Genomic DNA, 15,841 nt, shown 5'->3' on the forward strand with positions numbered 1-15,841 from the left:
ACCCGATCGCGCCGGGCGGCGTGTTCCGACCGCACCACGTGAAGCACGAAAGACGGAGAGGGTGAGATGGCCGGACCACTGTGGCCCCGCACTCGGCGGGGCTCGACCGATGAGGCACTGATCAAGTCGGTGTACGAGGAGCACGGCCACGCCCTGCTCGCGTACGCCACCCGGCTGACCGGGGACCGGGCGGCCGCCGAGGACGTGGTCCAGGAGACCCTGATACGGGCCTGGCGGCACTCCGAGGTCCTGGTCAACGGGAAGGGCTCGGTGCGCGGCTGGCTGCTCACGGTGGCGCGCAACATCGTCACCGACCGGTTCCGGGCCAAGGCGGCACGGCCTCCGGAGGTCTCCGGCTCGGCGGCCGCTCCCCCGGTGGAGGCGGATCACGCCGACTCGGTCGTGAACGCCATGACCGTATTGGGAGCCCTCGACCAGCTGACCCCGGAACACCGGGACGTGCTGACGGAGTTGTACTACCGACAGCTCAGCGTCGCCGAGGCGGCCGATCGCCTCGGGATTCCGGCGGGAACGGTCAAATCACGCGCGCACTACGCCCTCAAGGCGTTGCGCGAAGCCTTCATGGACGGCACCAGGGACGGCAACAGGGACAGACGATCGGGCAGGCCGCCCCAGCAGCCCGGCGGATTGCGGGAGGTGGTGGCATGAACCGGCAGCGGCACGAGGAGGAACTGCTCGGCCCCTATGTTCTCGGAGTCCTGGACGAACAGGACGTGCGACGCGTCGAGGAGCACATCGGCGGCTGCGTGCAGTGCCGGGAGGAGGTGACCGCGTTGCGCGAGATGGAAGCCGCGCTCGGCGAGGTGCCCGAGGAGGCGTTCCTGGAGGGACCGCCCCAGGGCGGTGATCTGTTGCTGCAGCGCACGCTGCGGCAGGTGCGCAACGAGCGGGCCTCGGCGTCCCGGCGCCGTGTGGGACTGGCCGGACTGGCCGCGGCCGCCTCACTGGCCGCCGTGTTCTGGGCCGGGACCCAGTCGGGCCCGGGCCAGGTGGAGGCGGCGCCCCCGGTGCCGTCCCCGACCGTGACGGCGGCGCCGTCACCGCCGCCGCCCGGGACCCGGGTGGCTTCCGCGACGGATCGGCTCACGGGTGCGCGGATGACCGTACGGGTGACGCCGGCTCCCCAGTGGGTACGGGTGCACGCGGCCGTGGCGGACATCCCGGCGGGTGAACGGTGCCGGTTGATCGTGGTCTCCCGCAACGGCAAGCGGACCATCGCGGGCGGTTGGGTCGTGGGCTCGGCGGAGCACGGCGAGGGCAAGGGGGCCGCGTTGGACGGCTCGGCGGCCGTCGATCCGGCGGACGTGAAGGAGATCCTGGTCGAGAACGAGTCGGGCAAGGCCTACGTGTCGGTACCCGTGCCCGCGAAGGCGTAGTCGGGGCCGGGCACACGTGACGGAGCCCGGGAGCATATCCAGCTCCCGGGCTCCTGCTTGCCACCCATTTGCGCACACCGGCGGCTTTTAAGGGCCGCGGATCATTTTGAGATCGACGTGTTCTGCCTTTGAACTACAGCGCCGCGGCAGAGGCGCCGAGGGGACTTGAACCCCCATCCGTCGATGATCGCCCGCGCCCGGTCGATCCGGTGTTCGGCGGCGAATACTGAGACTGGAGCGAGAATCTGAGATTCATGGGGCCGCCTCTACCGGCTTGGGCCACCCCCGCACGTGGTGCGGGGAGAGGGATTCGAACCCCCGTCTGACACCCCGTGTTCAGCTTCGACCTTCAGTTTCAGCTTGCGCTCTTCAGCGCACCCCCTCGCTCGCACGGGGGGCGTTGTGGAGGCTACCTGAAGAGGTAGCCGAACACCGCGTCGCCGACCCGCTGGTCGGTGACGTCGGCGCTGTTGGCCTCCTCGCGGGCGAACTTGACCGCCTGCTGGATCTTCTCGACCCGGTCGAGGAGCTCGTTCACGCGCCGCGCGGGCAGGGCTCCGGAGAACTTCACGGTGGTCCAGTAGCCGACCGGCACGTCCTCGTAGTACACCTCGACCTGCGCCGGGTGCTTCTCCGTGGCCTCGGCCTTCACGTGGTTGCGCGGGACCTTCTTCGTGCGGATGGTGCGCACGGGGTCCGTCTTCCAGGAGTCCGTCGAGGGGTCCAGGTTCCAGGACTCCGACGCGTCCAGCACGGGGAGCTTGCGCACGAAGGTGTGCAGGTCCGTGAGTTGCTTCTCCAGGAACAGCAGGTACGGGACGGGGACCTGGGGCAGCAGGACCTGGCCGTCGACGACGACGTCCGCCGCCGCGGTGCGGTTCGCCCAGTCCTTGGTCGCCGTCACGTCGAACAGTCGCGTGAGGGTACCGGCGGTCGCGCGCAGCACGTCCTCGGCCTTGAGCTGGACCCGGGTGGATTCCGGGGGCAGTTGCTCGCCCTCTTCGTCCTTGGGCTGGTACGTCCGCGAGATGCCGGCCATCAAGGCGGGCTTCTGGACGTCCTGGTGGGCTTGCGTCAGTTCCTGGAGCGACTTGGACTTGACGCCCTTTTCCACGGCGATTATCTGATTCAGCTTCGGCACGTGGTCAACCTAACAGCGGCCTCGTCGTGGGCGCACGCGTGTTTCCCCGCCCCCGGGCGGTCGGGGGCGGGGCATCGGCGCGGGGCGTGGGTCAGGCCAGGCGGACCGGGAGGTCGAAGAGGTCGTTCTGGGTGAGGATCGGCTTGTTCCGGAGTTCCCCGGCCGCGACGGCGAGGCTCAGGTCGGGGAAGCGGGCGTACAGGGCGGGGAGGGCCACCAGGGCCTCCAGCCGGGAGAGCGCCGCGCCGGGGCAGACGTGCGGTCCGTGTCCGAAGGAGATGTGCCTGTTGGGGGTGCGGGTGATGTCGAACTCGCCTGCCGTCTCACCGTGTTGGGCCTCGTCACGGCCGAGGGCGCCGAAGGAGACGATCAGGCCCTCGCCCTGCGGCAGGACCCGGTCGCCGACCTCGATGTCCTCGCTCGCGAAGCGGATCAGGACGTGTGAGGTGGGGGTGGACCAGCGCAGGGTCTCCTCGATGACGTTCTCCCACGGCACCTCGCCCTTGAGGACGAGGGCGCGCTGCTCGGGGTGGGTCTCCAGGGCGACGACCGCGTTGACGATCAGGCTGATCGTCGTCTCGTGGCCGGCGGCGACCATCAACTGGAGGGTGTTGGTGATCTCCTCGGTACTGAGGTGGTCGCCGTCCTCCGAGGCCGCGATCAGGGCGCTGGTGAGGTCGTCGCCGGGGTTCTCCCGCTTGGACTCGACGATGCGGGAGAAGAGCGCGCCGAGGTCCGCCATCATCCGGGGGACTTCCTCGGGAAGCGTCTGGGTGGAGAAGAACTTCTCGAACAGCGCCTTGAGGCGCGGGTGTTCGGCGGCCTCGACGCCCATCAGCTCGCTGATGACGTTCATCGGGAGCGGGTAGGCGAACTCCGCCTTCAGGTCGACGCTCTCCCCGGCGGGCAGTTGCGCCAGCCGGTCGAGCATGCCGGTGGTGAGGGCCTCTATGCCGGCGCGGAGCTTCTCCACCCGGCGGACCGTGAGGGCCTGGGCGACGAGCGTGCGCAGCCGCCGGTGCTCGTCGCCGTCGACGGTGAGCATGGAACGGCCGGGGTTGGCGAGGCCGATCAGCGGCCAGTCCGGGGGGATCTCGCCGCGCTGCCAGGCCCCCCACACGTTGATGTCCTTGACCACTCTGGTGTCGGTGAGGAGTCTTCGGGCCTCGGCGTGGTGCGTGACCGCGTATACGCCGACACCGCCGGGCAGGACGACGCGTACGAGCGGGCCGGCGGCGCGCAGCGCGGCGCTCTCGGCGGCGAGGTCGGTGACGAAGGGGTCGAGCGTGATGGCGGCGGGGCCGGCGTGGTCGATCGGGCACGTCATCGGAGGGCTCCAAGGGCGGGGGTCGGTGTGTAGGTCACGGGGAGTGCGGACAGTCCGCGCAGCCAGGGCGACGGACGCCGGGCGAGATCGTTCGCGGGCACGGCGAGGTCCACGTCGGGGAGCCGGTCGAGGAGCACCTCGATGCCGGTCCGCGCGATGGCCTCGGCGACCTCCTGGGCCGGGAAGGGGCAGCGGTGTTCCCCGTGGCCGAAGGAGAAGAAGGCGTTGTTGCCGCCGGTGAGGGCGCCCGCGTCGGTGCGCACGTGCGGGTCGGAGTTGGCGGCGGCGAGGCCCAGCAGGAGCATGTCGCCCTCCGCGATGCGCCGGCCTCCGAGGTGGGTGTCCCTGGAGGCCCAGCGGCCGGCCACGTTCTGGGTGGGGGTGTCCTCCCAGAGGACCTCGTTCATGGCTTCGCCGACGCTGTGCCGGCCGCCCGCGAGGGAGGCGGCGAACCGGTCGTCGGTGAGCATCAGGCGCAGGGTGTTGCCGATCCAGTCGGCGGTGGGCTGGTGGCCGGCGGCCATCATCACCATGAGGTCCTGGGCGATCTCGTCCAGGGTGAAGCCGGCCTGGTTGGCGAGCATCCGGGAGGCCACGTCGGGGCCGGGCTCGGCGGACTTCGCGGCGAGCAGCGCGTACATGGACTCGCCGAGGTGACGCTGGCCGTCCAGGGCGCCCTCCAGCCCGTTGATCATGTCGTTCATGGCGGTGACGAGGCCGGGGCCCTGCGCGTCGGAGAATCCGTAGATGCGGGCGAGGACGCGCAGGGGCAGCAGCATGGCGTACTCGCCGACGATGTCGCACGCCCCCTTGCCGCAGAGCTGGTCGATCAGTTCGTCGGCGAACCGTTCGGCGTGACCCTTGAGTTCGAAGGGGTCGACGGACTCCAGCGCGTCGGAGATGACGGCCGCGCGCTCGCGGTGGCGCTCGCCCACGGTGTAGAGGATGGAGGGCTGCTTGCGGCCGATCATCGGGAGCAGCGGCCAGTCGGCGGGGATGCGGTCCCACTGGTTCCACAGGTCGGAGTCGCGGGAGAAGAGCTGCGGGTCACTGGTGACCTGGTGCAGTTCGCGGTAGCCGAGGACCAGCCAGGCCGGCACGTCGCCGTCGAGCACGACCGGTGCGACGGAGCCGTGGTCGCGCCGCATCTCGCGGTACAGCTCGACGGGGTCGGTCTGGAACCGGGGCCCGCCGAGGTAGACGGGCTGCGACTCGTGGGCGTCGGGGGTGGTCACGGGGTGGGCTCCGGGGTCTTGGCCATGACGGCCGTCTGAAGGTGTTGTACGAGGGAGATCAGGACGTGCTTGCCGGACTCGCGGGAGCGCGCGTCGCAGAACACGAGCGGCACCTCGTCCGGCAGGTCGAGGGCCTCCCTGATGTCCTCGGGGGTGTGGACGGGTCCACCGAAGTCGTTGCAGGCCACCACGAAGGGCGTGCCGTGGTGTTCGAGTCGGTCGATGGCGTACCAGGAGTCCGCGAGCCGTCGGGTGTCGACGAGGACGACGGCGCCGAGGGTGCCGGCGAAGAGCCGGTCCCACAGGAACCAGAACCGTTCCTGGCCGGGGGCGCCGAAGAGGTACAGCACGTTCCGCGCGTCGAGGGTGATCCGGCCGAAGTCGAAGGCGACGGTGGTGGCCGTCTTGGCGGCGACGCCGGCGGTGTCGTCGACGGACTCACCGGCCTTGGTCATCGTCTCCTCGGTGTTCAGCGGACGGATCTCGCTGACCGAGCGGACCATCGTGGTCTTGCCGACGCCGAATCCGCCGACGATGACGATCTTCAGGCCGTTGTCGGCGGTGCTGTCGAGGGTCTGGCGAGGCTGCCGCGGTTCGGGGGACGCGTCAGAGATTGCGGAGTCCAACGAGCACCTGCTCCAGGATGTCGAGGTCGGGAAGGCGGTACGTCGAACGGGGATGCCGGGCGCTGATCCGCCCGGTGGCCAGCAGGTCGGCGAGCAGGATCCGCACGATGGACACCGGCAGGCCCAGCTCGGCGGCGACCTCCACGACGGCCGTCGGGTACGGGCACATCCTCAGGATGGCCGCGTGCTCCGACTGCATGCCGGGCACCGGGTCGCATTCGGCGACGATCAGGGTCACCAGGTCGAACGCGTCCGAACCGGAGCGGCTGCGGCCACCGGTGAGGGTGTAGAGCCGGTCCGGGGAGTCGTCCCGGCCCGGCCTGCCGCGGCTCATCCCCGGGGCCTGGCGATCAGATGCTCGCTCAACTGCTCCACCAGCTCGGACATGTTGTGGCCGACGAGTCCGGCGTCCGCGTCCTCGGCGGCGACGAGCGCGAGGTGGGCACCCTCGCCGGCCTCGACGATGAAGAGGATGCCGCCGTAGAACTCGGTCATGGCGGACCGGACGCCGCCGGTGCCGTCGCCGAACTCGATGGACGCGCCGTGCGAGAGGCTCTGGATGCCGGCGGAGATCGCGGCGAGCTGGTCGGCCTGGTCGACGGACAGCTCGGGGGTGCGGCACAGCTTGAGGCCGTCGCGGGAGAGCACGAGCGCGTGTCGGGCGCCGGGAGTGCGTTCCAGGAGCCCTTCCAGGAGCCAGTTGAGCGTCTCGTCGGTGGTGGAGCCGGTCATTCCGTGTTGCCTTCCGGGTGCGGGGGGTTCTCTGCGGTCGACGGCGCCGCCGACGCGCCGCGCACGGCCTGTCGGAAGCTGCCGAAGCGGGCGGCCGACCGGGAGGCACCGGTGGGCGCGGCCTTGCCGGGGGCCGGGCGGCCCTCGTCGGGTCCTTCGGGGTGGGCCGCGGCGAGCGTCTTGCCTCGTCGCCGTCGGGGCAGTGCGTCGACACCGGGGCTCGGTTCCTGCCCGGTGGACGCGGGGTCTTCCTCGGCGGTGCGCACGGTGGCCGGGGTGCCGGTCTCGTGATCCGTACGGCCCTTCGCGCGACCGGGGGCCGTCGGTCCGGTGGCGTCGACGTCGGCCGGGGGCCGGTCGTGCGCCTCGGGCTCGGTGGTGGACGTCGTGGTGGTCGCGGCGGGTGTGGCGGCGGGCGCGGTCTCGTTCCGGGTACTGCTGATCACGTCCTGGGGGATCATCATCAGGGCGCCGGTGCCACCGCGCGCGGAGGGCCGGAAGGACACCGTCAGCCCGTGTTTGCGGGCGAGGCGGCCGACGACCGCGAGCCCGAGGCGGGTTCCGGAGAGACCGGCCAGGTCCAGCGACTCGGCGGTCACGGCCTGTTCGGCGCGGCGCAGTTGCACCTCGCTCATGACGAGGCCGCTGTCCTCGACCGTGATGATGATCCCGGCGGGGACCTCCTCCACGTACACGTGGACCTCGGCGGTGGGCGGCGAGAAGCTCGCGGCGTTGTCGAGGAGTTCGGCGAGGGCGTGCATGACGCCCTCGGCGGCGTGTCCGGCGATGGCCGCGTCGCTGGTGGAGTGCGGGCGGACGCGCTGGTAGCCGGCGATCCTGCCCATGGCGCCGCGCAGGATCGACTCCATGACGATCGGCTTCGCCCAACGGCGCCCGGAGCGGGCTCCGGTGAGGACGGCGATCGAGTCGGCGAGGCGGCCGGCCTGCGCGGTGCGGTGGTCGAGGTGGAGGAGGTCGCCGAGGACGTCCTCGTCGGCGTGCCGGTGCTCCATGTCCCGCAGGTCGGCCAGCATTCCGGTGGCGAGCGCCTGCATGCGGCCGGCCGCGTTGGCGGCGGCGGCCATGGCGGCGGCCCGTCCGGACTCGGCGCGCCGCAGGTCGGCGCCGAGCTTTTCGCGGGAGACGAGTTGGGCGGCGGTGAGGTTGTCGAGTTCGATGGAGTGCGCGGTCGTCAGCCGCTCCAACTCCTCGGCGTGGGCCTGGGTGACCCGCCCGCGTTCGGCGGTGTGGGCGGCCGCGTCGCGGTTCGCGTCGGCGGTCAGCCGGGCGATGTGGCCGTCACGGACGAGGACTTCGGCGTTGAGGCCGGAGAGCCGGGCGCGCAGGAGTCGGGCGGTGCGGCTGTACCAGGTCACGGAGAACGCCGAAACCGACAGCAGCAGCACGCCGGTGACGGAGAACCAGCCGAGTGGGACCCGGACGGCGGTGGGGGCCGCGGCCACCGCCGCCGTGCAGAGCGTTCCCGATGCCGCCGCGGTGACGAGCAGGGCGAGCAGGGAGGGGCGAAGGGGGGAAGGCGACGCCGTCATCAATCAAAGCCTCAAACCGGGGCGAAAATGGAAGAGAGGGTTCCTGTGGCAACGAGGCGTAACTATAGGAGAACTGTTGATCACTTTGGATAGCTCCTGACCACTATCACCGTGCGTAGTGGGCGATAGATTCAATTGTGTCCAGATTTCAACCTGATTGGGCTCGGTCACAATTCGTTTCCCCGGGCCACGACTCCCCCCGCGCCATGACCCCATGCCGTCACGACGGAACGCCGTCCGTCCCCCCTCTCCCGACCCCGCCGCCGGGGACTCCCGTACCGTCAGTGCACCGTGCGCCTGCGCACCGTGACGGTTCGTCCCCGAATCCGATCCGAGGAAGGCACGAAGAATGGCACCCTGCGGGACGATCATCACATTGCGACCATGGCATCCTGTGACGTCACAACTCGCCGGACGGGATCGGCGGCGGACGTCCGGGGAATATGGGGAAGGTCCATGAGGCTCTGCTTCCTGGTGGAGGAGCACTACCGCCACGACGGCATGCCGAACGAGGTGATCCGGCAACTGACGGCTTGGGGGCACCACGTGGACGTCCTGCGGCCGGGCGGCTCGCTGCTGCGCATGACGGACCTGGTGGATGCGGGTGCCCATGACGCCTGGGTGCTCAAGACCGTCTCCGGCGGCCCCGGGCTGACCCTGCTCGAAGCCGCCGCGGCGGCGGGAATGACGACGGTCAACGACGCCCGGTCCATCCGGGGCGTGCGGGACAAGGCCCTCGCCGCCGCCATCGGACGGGTGCGCGGACTTCCGTTGCCCCCGACGTACGCCGTGGCACGGCCCGAGCTGCTGGCGGAGATACCGACCTCGGAGTACCCCCTGGTCGTCAAACCCGCCGACGGGAGTTCCGGACGGTCGGTGCACCTGCTGTCCACCCCGGACCGGCTCGCCGGCCTGCTCCCCGAGCTGGCGGGCGAGGGCATGCTCATCGCCCAGCCGTACGTACCCAACTCGGGCACGGACATCAAGGTGTACTGCGTCGGCGGGGAACTGTTCGCCACCGAACGCTGCTCACCGCTCCACCCCGACCGCGCGGTACACGAACGTCAGGTGCCGCTGTCGGCCGAGGTGGCCGCCATCGCGGCGCAGGTCGGCGCGGTCTACGGACTGGACCTGTACGGACTGGACGTACTGCTGGGTCCCGACGGGCCGGTGGTGGTCGACGTGAACGACTTCCCCAGTTTCCGTCAGGTCCCGGACGCGGCGGCCCGGGTGGCACGCGCGGTACTCGACCTGGCACGGGTGGGCGGTGTCCGGGCGGAGGACCCCGCCGGACCCGGACCCTCCTGGCCGCAGCAGCGACCGTACGCGGCACCGGCGCCGCTGACGGCGACCATCGGGGCACAGGTCTCGGCGCGAGCGGGAGAAGGCGTATGAGAATCGGTCTGATCACACCGGACCCGGGGCACCCGCTGCTGGCGACGGCGGCGGAGCTGCTGGGAGTCGAGCACGAGGTCCGCGTACTGGACCCGGCGGATCCCGGGGCGGCGGCGGTCGCGGTCGCCGACCGGGCCGACGTGTACCTGTTGAAGGCGCGCACCCCGAGGGCGCTGGAACTGGCGCGCGAACTCGAGCGACAGGGCGCCCGGGTGGTGAACCCGGCCGAGGCCACGGAACGCTGCCAGGACCGCACGGAGATGGCGGAGCTCGCCCGACGCGCCGGGCTGCCGTTCGCCACCACGCGGACCTTCGGCTCGCTGGGTCAGCTGGCCCTGCACTCCACCGGGCCGGGACTGCCCGGAATGCCCTGGCCGGTGGTGGTCAAGAGCCGGCGGAGCCGCAAAGGCGACCTGGTGGCACGGGTCGACGGCGCGGCACGACTGCGGGAGCTGGCCGGCGGCTGGGGCCAGGAGCCGGTCGTGGTCCAGGGCTTCGCCCCCAACACCGGCTGGGACCACAAGCTGTGGGCGATCGGCAACCGGGTCTTCACGGCGCTGCGCCGCTCCGAACTCGCCGACGAGGAAGGCTCCGCGGAGCACGCCCCGGACGAACCGCGTCCGGAGTGGGCGGAGCTGACTCTGCGGGTCGGCGAGGTCTTCGGCCTGGACGTGTACGGGGTGGACGTCATCGACACCGGCGAGGGCGCCCCGCTGATCGTGGACGTCAACGCCTTCCCCGGCATCCGCGGCCAGGCGGGAGCCCCCGAGGCGCTGGCCGCCCTGGCCGTGCGCAGGGCCCGCGGGAACGGCTGACACGCGGCCGGGAGGGCCCGTGCGCGGGAACGGCTGGGGCACGGCCCGGAAAGCCGGTGCGCGGGAACGGCTGACACGGCCCGGAAAGCCCGTGCGTGGGAACGGCTGACACACCGCGAGGAAAGCCCGTGCGCGGGGCCGGACGGGGGAAGGCGCCGTGTCCCGGCCGAGCACGGTCGGGCATCGCGGTGAGGATCGCGGGATGGGCTTCGTCCTGCCGGTCCTCCTCGCGCTGTTCGCGGCGCTCAGCAACGCCCTCGCCACCGTGCTCCAGCGCCGGGCCGCGCTCACCGTGCCGCAGAGCTCCGGATTCCGGCCCGGGCTGGTCCTCGACCTCTTGAGACGACCCCTGTGGCTCGCCGGGATCCTGGCCGTGATCCTGGCCGGGGCGGGGCAGGCCGCCGCCCTGGCGACGGGCCCACTGGCCCTCGTCCAACCGCTCTTCGTGCTGGAACTGCCGCTCGCACTGCTCATCGCCACCCTGCTGACGCGGCGACGGCTCCCCTCACCGCTCTGGATCGCCGTGGTGGCGGTGGTCGCCGGGCTGGGGCTGGCCCTCGCCGGCGCCGCACCGGCCGGGAACCGCACCCACGTGGCGCTCGACCGCTGGCTCCCCGTTCTCCTCGCGTGCGTCGTCGCCGTGGCCGCCCTGGCCGCCGCCGGACTGCGCCGGCCGCCGGGACGGGCCCGGGCCGGATGCCTCGGGGCGGCCACCGCCGTCTGCTACGCGCTCACGGCCGGCCTGATGAAGTCCTCCATGCACATCCTCACCGAGGGCGGCATCGGCGCGTTCCTGACCTCGTGGCAGACGTACGCCTTCGGCGCCACCGGCATCTGCGCCATCCTGCTCCTCGAACACGCCATGCAGGGCGGCCCCCTGATCGCCTCGCAGCCCGCGCTGACGTTGGGCGACGCGGGCATCAGCGTGGCGCTGGGCGTCCTGGTGTACGAGGAGCACCTGCGGTCCGGCTGGTGGCTGCTCCCCCAACTCGCGGGCATCGCCCTGATCGCCGTCGGCATCCTGGCGCTGGCCCGGTCGGGCGAGGACGAGGAGGGGTTCGGCGTCGAGGAGGCGGCCGGGGCCGGCAGGGGGGACGGGCCCGGCGACGGGGCGGTCTGAGCCCCGCCGCGACAAACCGGCCCGGCGTTGCTGCTTGATGACCTCGACCTTCTTGTCCCCAGCGGCGGCATGGGCCTGGGCGCTCATGCCGAGCGCGGTGACGACGCACGCGAGGCGGGCGGGCGCGGAACGGGGCTTCGGGCAGGCACGGCGGGCGGACACGCAACGGGGCCTCGGGCGGGCACGGAACGGGCCTCGGGCGGGCACGGAACGGGCCTCGGGCGGGCGCGGCCGGTAGCGTGCGGGACAGTCGAGCGAGGGCGGAGGCGGATTCCATGCGTGCGGTGGTGTTCGAGCGGTTCGGTGAGCCGGCCGAGGTGCGCGAGGTGCCGGACCCGACCCCGGCGGCGGCCGGCGTCGTGGTCCGTGTGGAAGCCACCGGTCTGTGCCGCAGCGACTGGCACGGCTGGATGGGACACGACCCGGACGTCGTGCTGCCCCACGTGCCCGGGCACGAACTCGCCGGGGTCGTCGAGGCGGTGGGCGCGGGGGTCACCCGCCGCAGGGTCGGTGACCGGGTGACGGTGCCGTTCGTGTGCGCCTGCGGCAACTGCGCCGACTGCGCGGCCGGCGACCACCAGGTGTGCCCCCGACAGACACAACCCGGGTTCACGCATTGGGGGTCGTTCGCCGAGTACGTGGCCCTGGACCACGCCGACGTGAACCTGGTGCCGTTGCCGGACGAATTGTCGTACGACACCGCCGCCGGGCTGGGCTGCCGGTTCGCGACGGCGTTCCGGGCGGTCGTAGCGCAGGGCAGGGTGGCGCCGGGCGAGTGGGTCGCCGTACACGGGTGCGGCGGGGTGGGGCTGTCCGCGGTGATGATCGCGGTGGCGGCCGGGGCCCGGGTCGTCGCCGTGGACACCGCCCCGGCAGCGCTGGAGCTGGCGCGGAGGTTCGGGGCCGCCCACGGTGTGGACGCCCGTTCGCTCGACACGGCGGCGGCCGTCCGGGAACTGACCGGCGGCGGGGCCCACCTCTCGCTCGACGCCCTGGGGTCCCCCGCGACGGCGGCCGCGTCGGTCGCCGGGCTGCGCAGGCGCGGACGGCACGTGCAGGTCGGGCTGCTGCCGTCGGCGGCCGGGCGGACGGTCCTGCCGATGGAGCGGGTGATCGGCTGGGAGTTGGAGATCCTCGGCAGTCACGGCATGGCCGCCCACGCCTATCCTCCGATGATGGAACTCGTCCGCTCCGGCGCGCTGCGGCCTGACCTGCTGGTGACGGCCACGATCGCGCTGGACGGGGCGCCGGACGCGCTCGCCGCGATGGGCACGGCGCCGGGGAGCGGGATCACCGTCATCCGGCCGGCGACGGTCTCCGAGCCCCGGGTGCGCTGACCGCGGGGGCATGCGGGCTCGGTTGGCACACGGCCGGGAACTCTCCGTGGTCGCCGGACGTCTGACCATCTGACGACGAACCACCGGGGGGACGGGACATGACGATCACACTGGCCGAGGAGATCATGCTGCTCTCCCTGGACGACGAGTCCGGGGCGGCGAAGCGACGAGAGGCCGCGGGATGGGCGGTCGCGGGCGGAATCCTGCTCGAACTGGTCATGGCGGCGCGAGTGTCGGTGACGGGCAAGCACATGGAGCTGACCGACACGACCCCCACCGGACAGCCGCTGCTCGACACCCGCCTCCACCTGCTCGAGACGTGGATGCGCGGCAAGAGCAGGCGTCGGGTGACGGACTGGCTGACCAAGGACCACACGAAGGCGGTCGAAGCCGCCCTGGAGAGCCTGCGCGATCGGGGTGTGGTCCTGGAGACCCGTCACAAGGTGCTGGGGATGTTCCCGACCCGTCGCCATCCCGAGGCCGACGGCTCGGTGGAGCGGGAGGTACGGGACCGGCTCGACGCGGTCGTCCTGGGCGGTGCGGATCCTGATGAGAGGACGGCGGGTCTGATCGCGCTGATCCACTCCGCGAAGCTGGGGCGGCTGGTCTTCCCCGACGCTCCGCGCAAGGAGACCGCCGCGCGCCTGGCGGGAATAGCCGACGGGCAGTGGGCCGCCGAGCACGTCCGCAAGGCCATCCGTGACATGCAGGCCGCCATGGCCGCGGTGACGGTCGTTACGGTCGCGGCGGTCACCTGAGGGCCGTCAAAATGCCGTCGAAGGCGTCGCCGGAGGCTCCGTGAGCACGGGGTGACGTCACACCGACCGCTGAACACCTCGCGGCGGATCGGCGTCACGGTCACGGGACCCTGATGGACACGTCGGTGGCGTAGATTCGCGGCAGCTCCGGGACTCTCCCGGGTGCGGTCGAGGTCTGGGGAGCGGTGCCGCGTGACGCGTGCGGGTGTGGGCGGGGCGACGACTCGACGGGTCGTGTTGGCGACCGACGGCTTCGGCTGCGCCGAGGACGCGGAACTGCCCGTCCTGGTGGCCGCGTTGCGCGAGAGGGGCGTCGACGCGGTCGCGGTCGACTGGGCCGAGGAGGGCTACGACTGGGCCGCGCCGGACCTCGTCGTCATCCGCTCGACCTGGGACTACTCGGAGCGGCTGCCCGAGTTCCTCACCTGGGTCGACGGCGTGGGCGCGGTGACGGCACTGCACAGCCCGGCCGAGCTGGTGCGCTGGAACAGCGACAAGGTGTACCTCACGGAACTCGCGGCCCGGGGAATCCCGACGGTCCCGACCCGGTTCATCGCGCCCGGCGATCCCGTGACGCTGCCGCCGGACGGTGAGATCGTCGTCAAGCCGTCGGTGTCGGCAGGCTCCCGTGACACGGCCCGGTACACACCGGCCCAGCGGGAGGCGGCCTCGGCCCACGTCCGGATGTTGCACGGTGCCGGGGCGACGGCGATGGTCCAGCCGTACATGGAGCGGATCGTGGACGGTGAACGGGCGCTGGTGTTCCTGGGCGGCGCGTTCAGCCACGCGGTCCGCAAGGGCCCCGTGCTCACGGACACCGGCCACATCGACAACACCCGTGTGGCGCACCCCGACCTGGCCGGGCACACGCCCTCGGCGGCCGAACTCGCCCTGGCCGCCGCTGCGCTCGCCGCGGTGGCCTCCCGTACCGCCGGCCCGCTGGCCTACGCGCGGGTGGACCTCGCACCAGCCGCAGACGGAACCCCCGTCCTGATGGAACTGGAGCTGATCGAGCCCAACCTGTTCCTGACGATGACCCCGGGCGGCGTGGAACGGTTCGTGGAGGTCGTCCTGGGGTTGTGAGCGTCGGGCAGGGCGGAGGCCAGGGCTCGGTCACCCCGGATCGGCCCCGCAGATCCGGCCCTGCGGCTCGGTCACCCCGGACAGGCCCCGCAGATGCGGCCCTGCGGCTCGGGGACTTGCGGGGCTTCGGGCGTGCGGGGCCTGGGGCCTGGGACCTGGGGAAGTTCGGGACTTGGGGCCCGCGGGACTTCGGGACTTGAGGGCTTGGGGCCTGGGGAGCTTGGGGCCCGCGGGACTTCGGGACTTGGCCCCTGGGGGGCCTGCGGGTCGGACGGCCGGGGCCTCAGCGGCAGAGCTCCGCCACCAGCTCCAGTTCCACCGCGAGTTCCCCCGGATCGCGGGGACCGATGTGCGGCGCGGCCAGCGACCGGACCCGGAAAGGGTTCTCCGGAGTCAGCTCGTCGGCTTCCTCGATCATGAGATCCTGGAGTTCCGGCGGGATGGTCCGGTCCTCGGTGAACCGCAGGTAGGTGCGCGGGATCCGACCCCACGACTCGGGCAGGCCCCGGGTGTCGGCGGCGCCGATCTCCGCCGACTCGTCGGGCTCCAGGATGTTGAGCAGGGTACGGACCTCGTCGTCCGTGCGGTCGGCGGCCATTCCCTCCCGGACGACCCGCAGGAACTCGGGGTCGCCGGAGCGCCAGTTGACCCGGTTGACCCCCCGTTCCGCGGGCATGGGCACGACGGGCAGGCGGAAGATGGCGCTTGCGGCGGCCTCGGGGGTGGTCATCAGCTGCTGCATGGTGGCTCGCGCGGAGGGACAGAAGGCCGAGACGTAGACGAGGTGCGAGATCAGTTCGGGAACCCGGTTGGCCACGGTGTTCAGCGTGAGTCCACCCATGCTCTGACCGACCAGCACCACCGGGCCCAGCCGGTGTGCCCGCCGCACCACGTCGGCCACGTGGTCGGTGAAGTGGGCCGATGTGACGTTGGCCGTCGTCGAGGGTTCGGTGCGCAGCCCCTCGGGGTCCTGCGGTGTCTGGTAGGAGCGCGGGAAGTAGGCTTCGGGCCCGTGGCCGGGCAGGTCGACCGCCACCGCGAGGTGCCCGCGCAGGGCGAGCTCGGCCAGCACGGGAGCCCACCCGTAGGAGTTGCCGCCCGCCCCGTGCACCAACACGAAGACGGGTCTCGTCGAGGATCGGGCAGCCGGGTCGGCCTTCTCGGTCACGTGCGTCGCGTCATTCATGGGATCACACTGGCAAGTCGATCATGTGGGACCGGTCTTTTTCGGCCGCGCCCGATCGCCGGCGAAAGAGTCCGAACGGGCGAATCGGGCCTCGGAGAACCCAGGACCACGGCGGGGCTTGTGCTCGGCGGAAACGCGT

General features: G+C 72.0%; 16 protein-coding genes. 8 read left to right on the forward strand and 8 right to left on the reverse strand.

What is annotated here, in order from left to right; all coding sequences use genetic code 11:
* Nucleotides 1-66 precede the first annotated feature (66 nt).
* Together ACFYW3_RS13705 and ACFYW3_RS13710 are read left to right on the forward strand one after the other, a co-directional pair.
* Nucleotides 67-669 carry a sigma-70 family RNA polymerase sigma factor gene (locus ACFYW3_RS13705; protein ID WP_053680675.1) on the forward strand — a complete coding sequence of 201 codons (603 nt, stop codon included), beginning with the start codon at nt 67-69 and terminating at the stop codon, nt 667-669.
* The gene (locus ACFYW3_RS13710; protein ID WP_351750989.1) at nt 666-1,397 is read left to right on the forward strand and encodes a zf-HC2 domain-containing protein; all 732 of its coding nucleotides are present in this window, start codon (nt 666-668) and stop codon (nt 1,395-1,397) included. Before ACFYW3_RS13705 ends, ACFYW3_RS13710 begins: the two co-directional genes overlap by 4 nt.
* 409 nt (nt 1,398-1,806) lie before the next feature.
* On the opposite strand, the gene ACFYW3_RS13715 is transcribed toward ACFYW3_RS13710, so the two are convergent.
* The 7 genes from ACFYW3_RS13715 to ACFYW3_RS13745 form a co-directional block, all read right to left on the reverse strand.
* Nucleotides 1,807-2,538 (reverse strand): hypothetical protein, encoded by a 732-nt coding sequence (locus tag ACFYW3_RS13715; protein WP_267798230.1) that lies wholly within the window; start codon nt 2,536-2,538, stop codon nt 1,807-1,809.
* A 91-nt stretch (nt 2,539-2,629) separates the two neighbouring features.
* Nucleotides 2,630-3,865, reverse strand: coding sequence for a cytochrome P450 (locus ACFYW3_RS13720; protein WP_389386334.1), 1,236 nt, complete (start codon nt 3,863-3,865; stop codon nt 2,630-2,632).
* Nucleotides 3,862-5,100: a cytochrome P450 gene (locus ACFYW3_RS13725; protein ID WP_389386335.1), complete on the reverse strand. Its 1,239-nt coding sequence runs from the start codon at nt 5,098-5,100 to the stop codon at nt 3,862-3,864. The genes ACFYW3_RS13720 and ACFYW3_RS13725 overlap by 4 nt, the downstream gene beginning before the upstream one ends.
* The gene (locus ACFYW3_RS13730) at nt 5,097-5,726 is read right to left on the reverse strand and encodes an ATP/GTP-binding protein (RefSeq protein WP_351379586.1); all 630 of its coding nucleotides are present in this window, start codon (nt 5,724-5,726) and stop codon (nt 5,097-5,099) included. The genes ACFYW3_RS13725 and ACFYW3_RS13730 overlap by 4 nt, the downstream gene beginning before the upstream one ends.
* Nucleotides 5,707-6,060, reverse strand: a complete 354-nt coding sequence (locus ACFYW3_RS13735) for a DUF742 domain-containing protein (RefSeq protein ID WP_351750997.1) — start codon at nt 6,058-6,060, stop codon at nt 5,707-5,709. The genes ACFYW3_RS13730 and ACFYW3_RS13735 overlap by 20 nt, the downstream gene beginning before the upstream one ends.
* Entirely contained in the window at nt 6,057-6,458 is a 402-nt protein-coding gene (locus ACFYW3_RS13740; RefSeq protein WP_053680690.1) for a roadblock/LC7 domain-containing protein, read from the reverse strand. Before ACFYW3_RS13740 ends, ACFYW3_RS13735 begins: the two co-directional genes overlap by 4 nt.
* A complete protein-coding gene (locus tag ACFYW3_RS13745; RefSeq protein WP_389386336.1) occupies nt 6,455-8,008 on the reverse strand; it encodes a sensor histidine kinase in 1,554 nt (517 codons plus the stop codon). Before ACFYW3_RS13745 ends, ACFYW3_RS13740 begins: the two co-directional genes overlap by 4 nt.
* A gap of 456 nt (nt 8,009-8,464) precedes the next feature.
* Here ACFYW3_RS13745 and ACFYW3_RS13750 point away from each other — a divergent pair, with 456 nt between their 5' ends.
* The 6 genes from ACFYW3_RS13750 (at nt 8,465) to ACFYW3_RS13775 (ending at nt 14,516) form a co-directional block, all read left to right on the forward strand.
* A complete protein-coding gene (locus tag ACFYW3_RS13750) occupies nt 8,465-9,403 on the forward strand; it encodes a RimK family alpha-L-glutamate ligase (protein WP_389386337.1) in 939 nt (312 codons plus the stop codon).
* Nucleotides 9,400-10,218: an alpha-L-glutamate ligase gene (locus ACFYW3_RS13755; RefSeq protein ID WP_351751001.1), complete on the forward strand. Its 819-nt coding sequence runs from the start codon at nt 9,400-9,402 to the stop codon at nt 10,216-10,218. The genes ACFYW3_RS13750 and ACFYW3_RS13755 overlap by 4 nt, the downstream gene beginning before the upstream one ends.
* A gap of 202 nt (nt 10,219-10,420) precedes the next feature.
* A complete protein-coding gene (locus ACFYW3_RS13760) occupies nt 10,421-11,338 on the forward strand; it encodes a DMT family transporter (protein ID WP_389386338.1) in 918 nt (305 codons plus the stop codon).
* Nucleotides 11,339-11,613: 275 nt separating this feature from the next.
* Nucleotides 11,614-12,675: a zinc-dependent alcohol dehydrogenase family protein gene (locus tag ACFYW3_RS13765; RefSeq protein WP_351751005.1), complete on the forward strand. Its 1,062-nt coding sequence runs from the start codon at nt 11,614-11,616 to the stop codon at nt 12,673-12,675.
* 98 nt (nt 12,676-12,773) lie between these two features.
* Entirely contained in the window at nt 12,774-13,433 is a 660-nt protein-coding gene (locus tag ACFYW3_RS13770) for a GPP34 family phosphoprotein (protein WP_389386339.1), read from the forward strand.
* Between the two features lie 192 nt (nt 13,434-13,625).
* Entirely contained in the window at nt 13,626-14,516 is an 891-nt protein-coding gene (locus tag ACFYW3_RS13775; RefSeq protein WP_389386340.1) for a RimK family alpha-L-glutamate ligase, read from the forward strand.
* Between the two features lie 283 nt (nt 14,517-14,799).
* Here the strand turns inward: ACFYW3_RS13775 and ACFYW3_RS13780 are convergent, their stop codons facing one another.
* Nucleotides 14,800-15,702, reverse strand: coding sequence for an alpha/beta fold hydrolase (locus ACFYW3_RS13780; protein ID WP_389386341.1), 903 nt, complete (start codon nt 15,700-15,702; stop codon nt 14,800-14,802).
* Nucleotides 15,703-15,841: the final 139 nt, after the last annotated feature.

Source organism: Streptomyces sp. NPDC002602 (assembly GCF_042889445.1).
Classification (GTDB): domain Bacteria; phylum Actinomycetota; class Actinomycetes; order Streptomycetales; family Streptomycetaceae; genus Streptomyces.

Excerpts from the sequence above, each read along its gene's own strand:
- ACFYW3_RS13705 (WP_053680675.1), top strand. The coding sequence starts at position 67 with ATGGCCGGACCACTGTGGCCCCGCACTCGGCGGGGCTCGACCGATGAG.
- ACFYW3_RS13710 (WP_351750989.1), top strand. The coding sequence starts at position 666 with ATGAACCGGCAGCGGCACGAGGAGGAACTGCTCGGCCCCTATGTTCTC.
- ACFYW3_RS13720 (WP_389386334.1), bottom strand. The coding sequence starts at position 3,865 with ATGACGTGCCCGATCGACCACGCCGGCCCCGCCGCCATCACGCTCGAC.
- ACFYW3_RS13735 (WP_351750997.1), bottom strand. The coding sequence starts at position 6,060 with ATGAGCCGCGGCAGGCCGGGCCGGGACGACTCCCCGGACCGGCTCTAC.
- ACFYW3_RS13740 (WP_053680690.1), bottom strand. The coding sequence starts at position 6,458 with ATGACCGGCTCCACCACCGACGAGACGCTCAACTGGCTCCTGGAAGGG.
- ACFYW3_RS13745 (WP_389386336.1), bottom strand. The coding sequence starts at position 8,008 with ATGACGGCGTCGCCTTCCCCCCTTCGCCCCTCCCTGCTCGCCCTGCTC.
- ACFYW3_RS13750 (WP_389386337.1), top strand. The coding sequence starts at position 8,465 with ATGAGGCTCTGCTTCCTGGTGGAGGAGCACTACCGCCACGACGGCATG.
- ACFYW3_RS13755 (WP_351751001.1), top strand. The coding sequence starts at position 9,400 with ATGAGAATCGGTCTGATCACACCGGACCCGGGGCACCCGCTGCTGGCG.
- ACFYW3_RS13760 (WP_389386338.1), top strand. The coding sequence starts at position 10,421 with ATGGGCTTCGTCCTGCCGGTCCTCCTCGCGCTGTTCGCGGCGCTCAGC.
- ACFYW3_RS13765 (WP_351751005.1), top strand. The coding sequence starts at position 11,614 with ATGCGTGCGGTGGTGTTCGAGCGGTTCGGTGAGCCGGCCGAGGTGCGC.
- ACFYW3_RS13770 (WP_389386339.1), top strand. The coding sequence starts at position 12,774 with ATGACGATCACACTGGCCGAGGAGATCATGCTGCTCTCCCTGGACGAC.
- ACFYW3_RS13780 (WP_389386341.1), bottom strand. The coding sequence starts at position 15,702 with ATGAATGACGCGACGCACGTGACCGAGAAGGCCGACCCGGCTGCCCGA.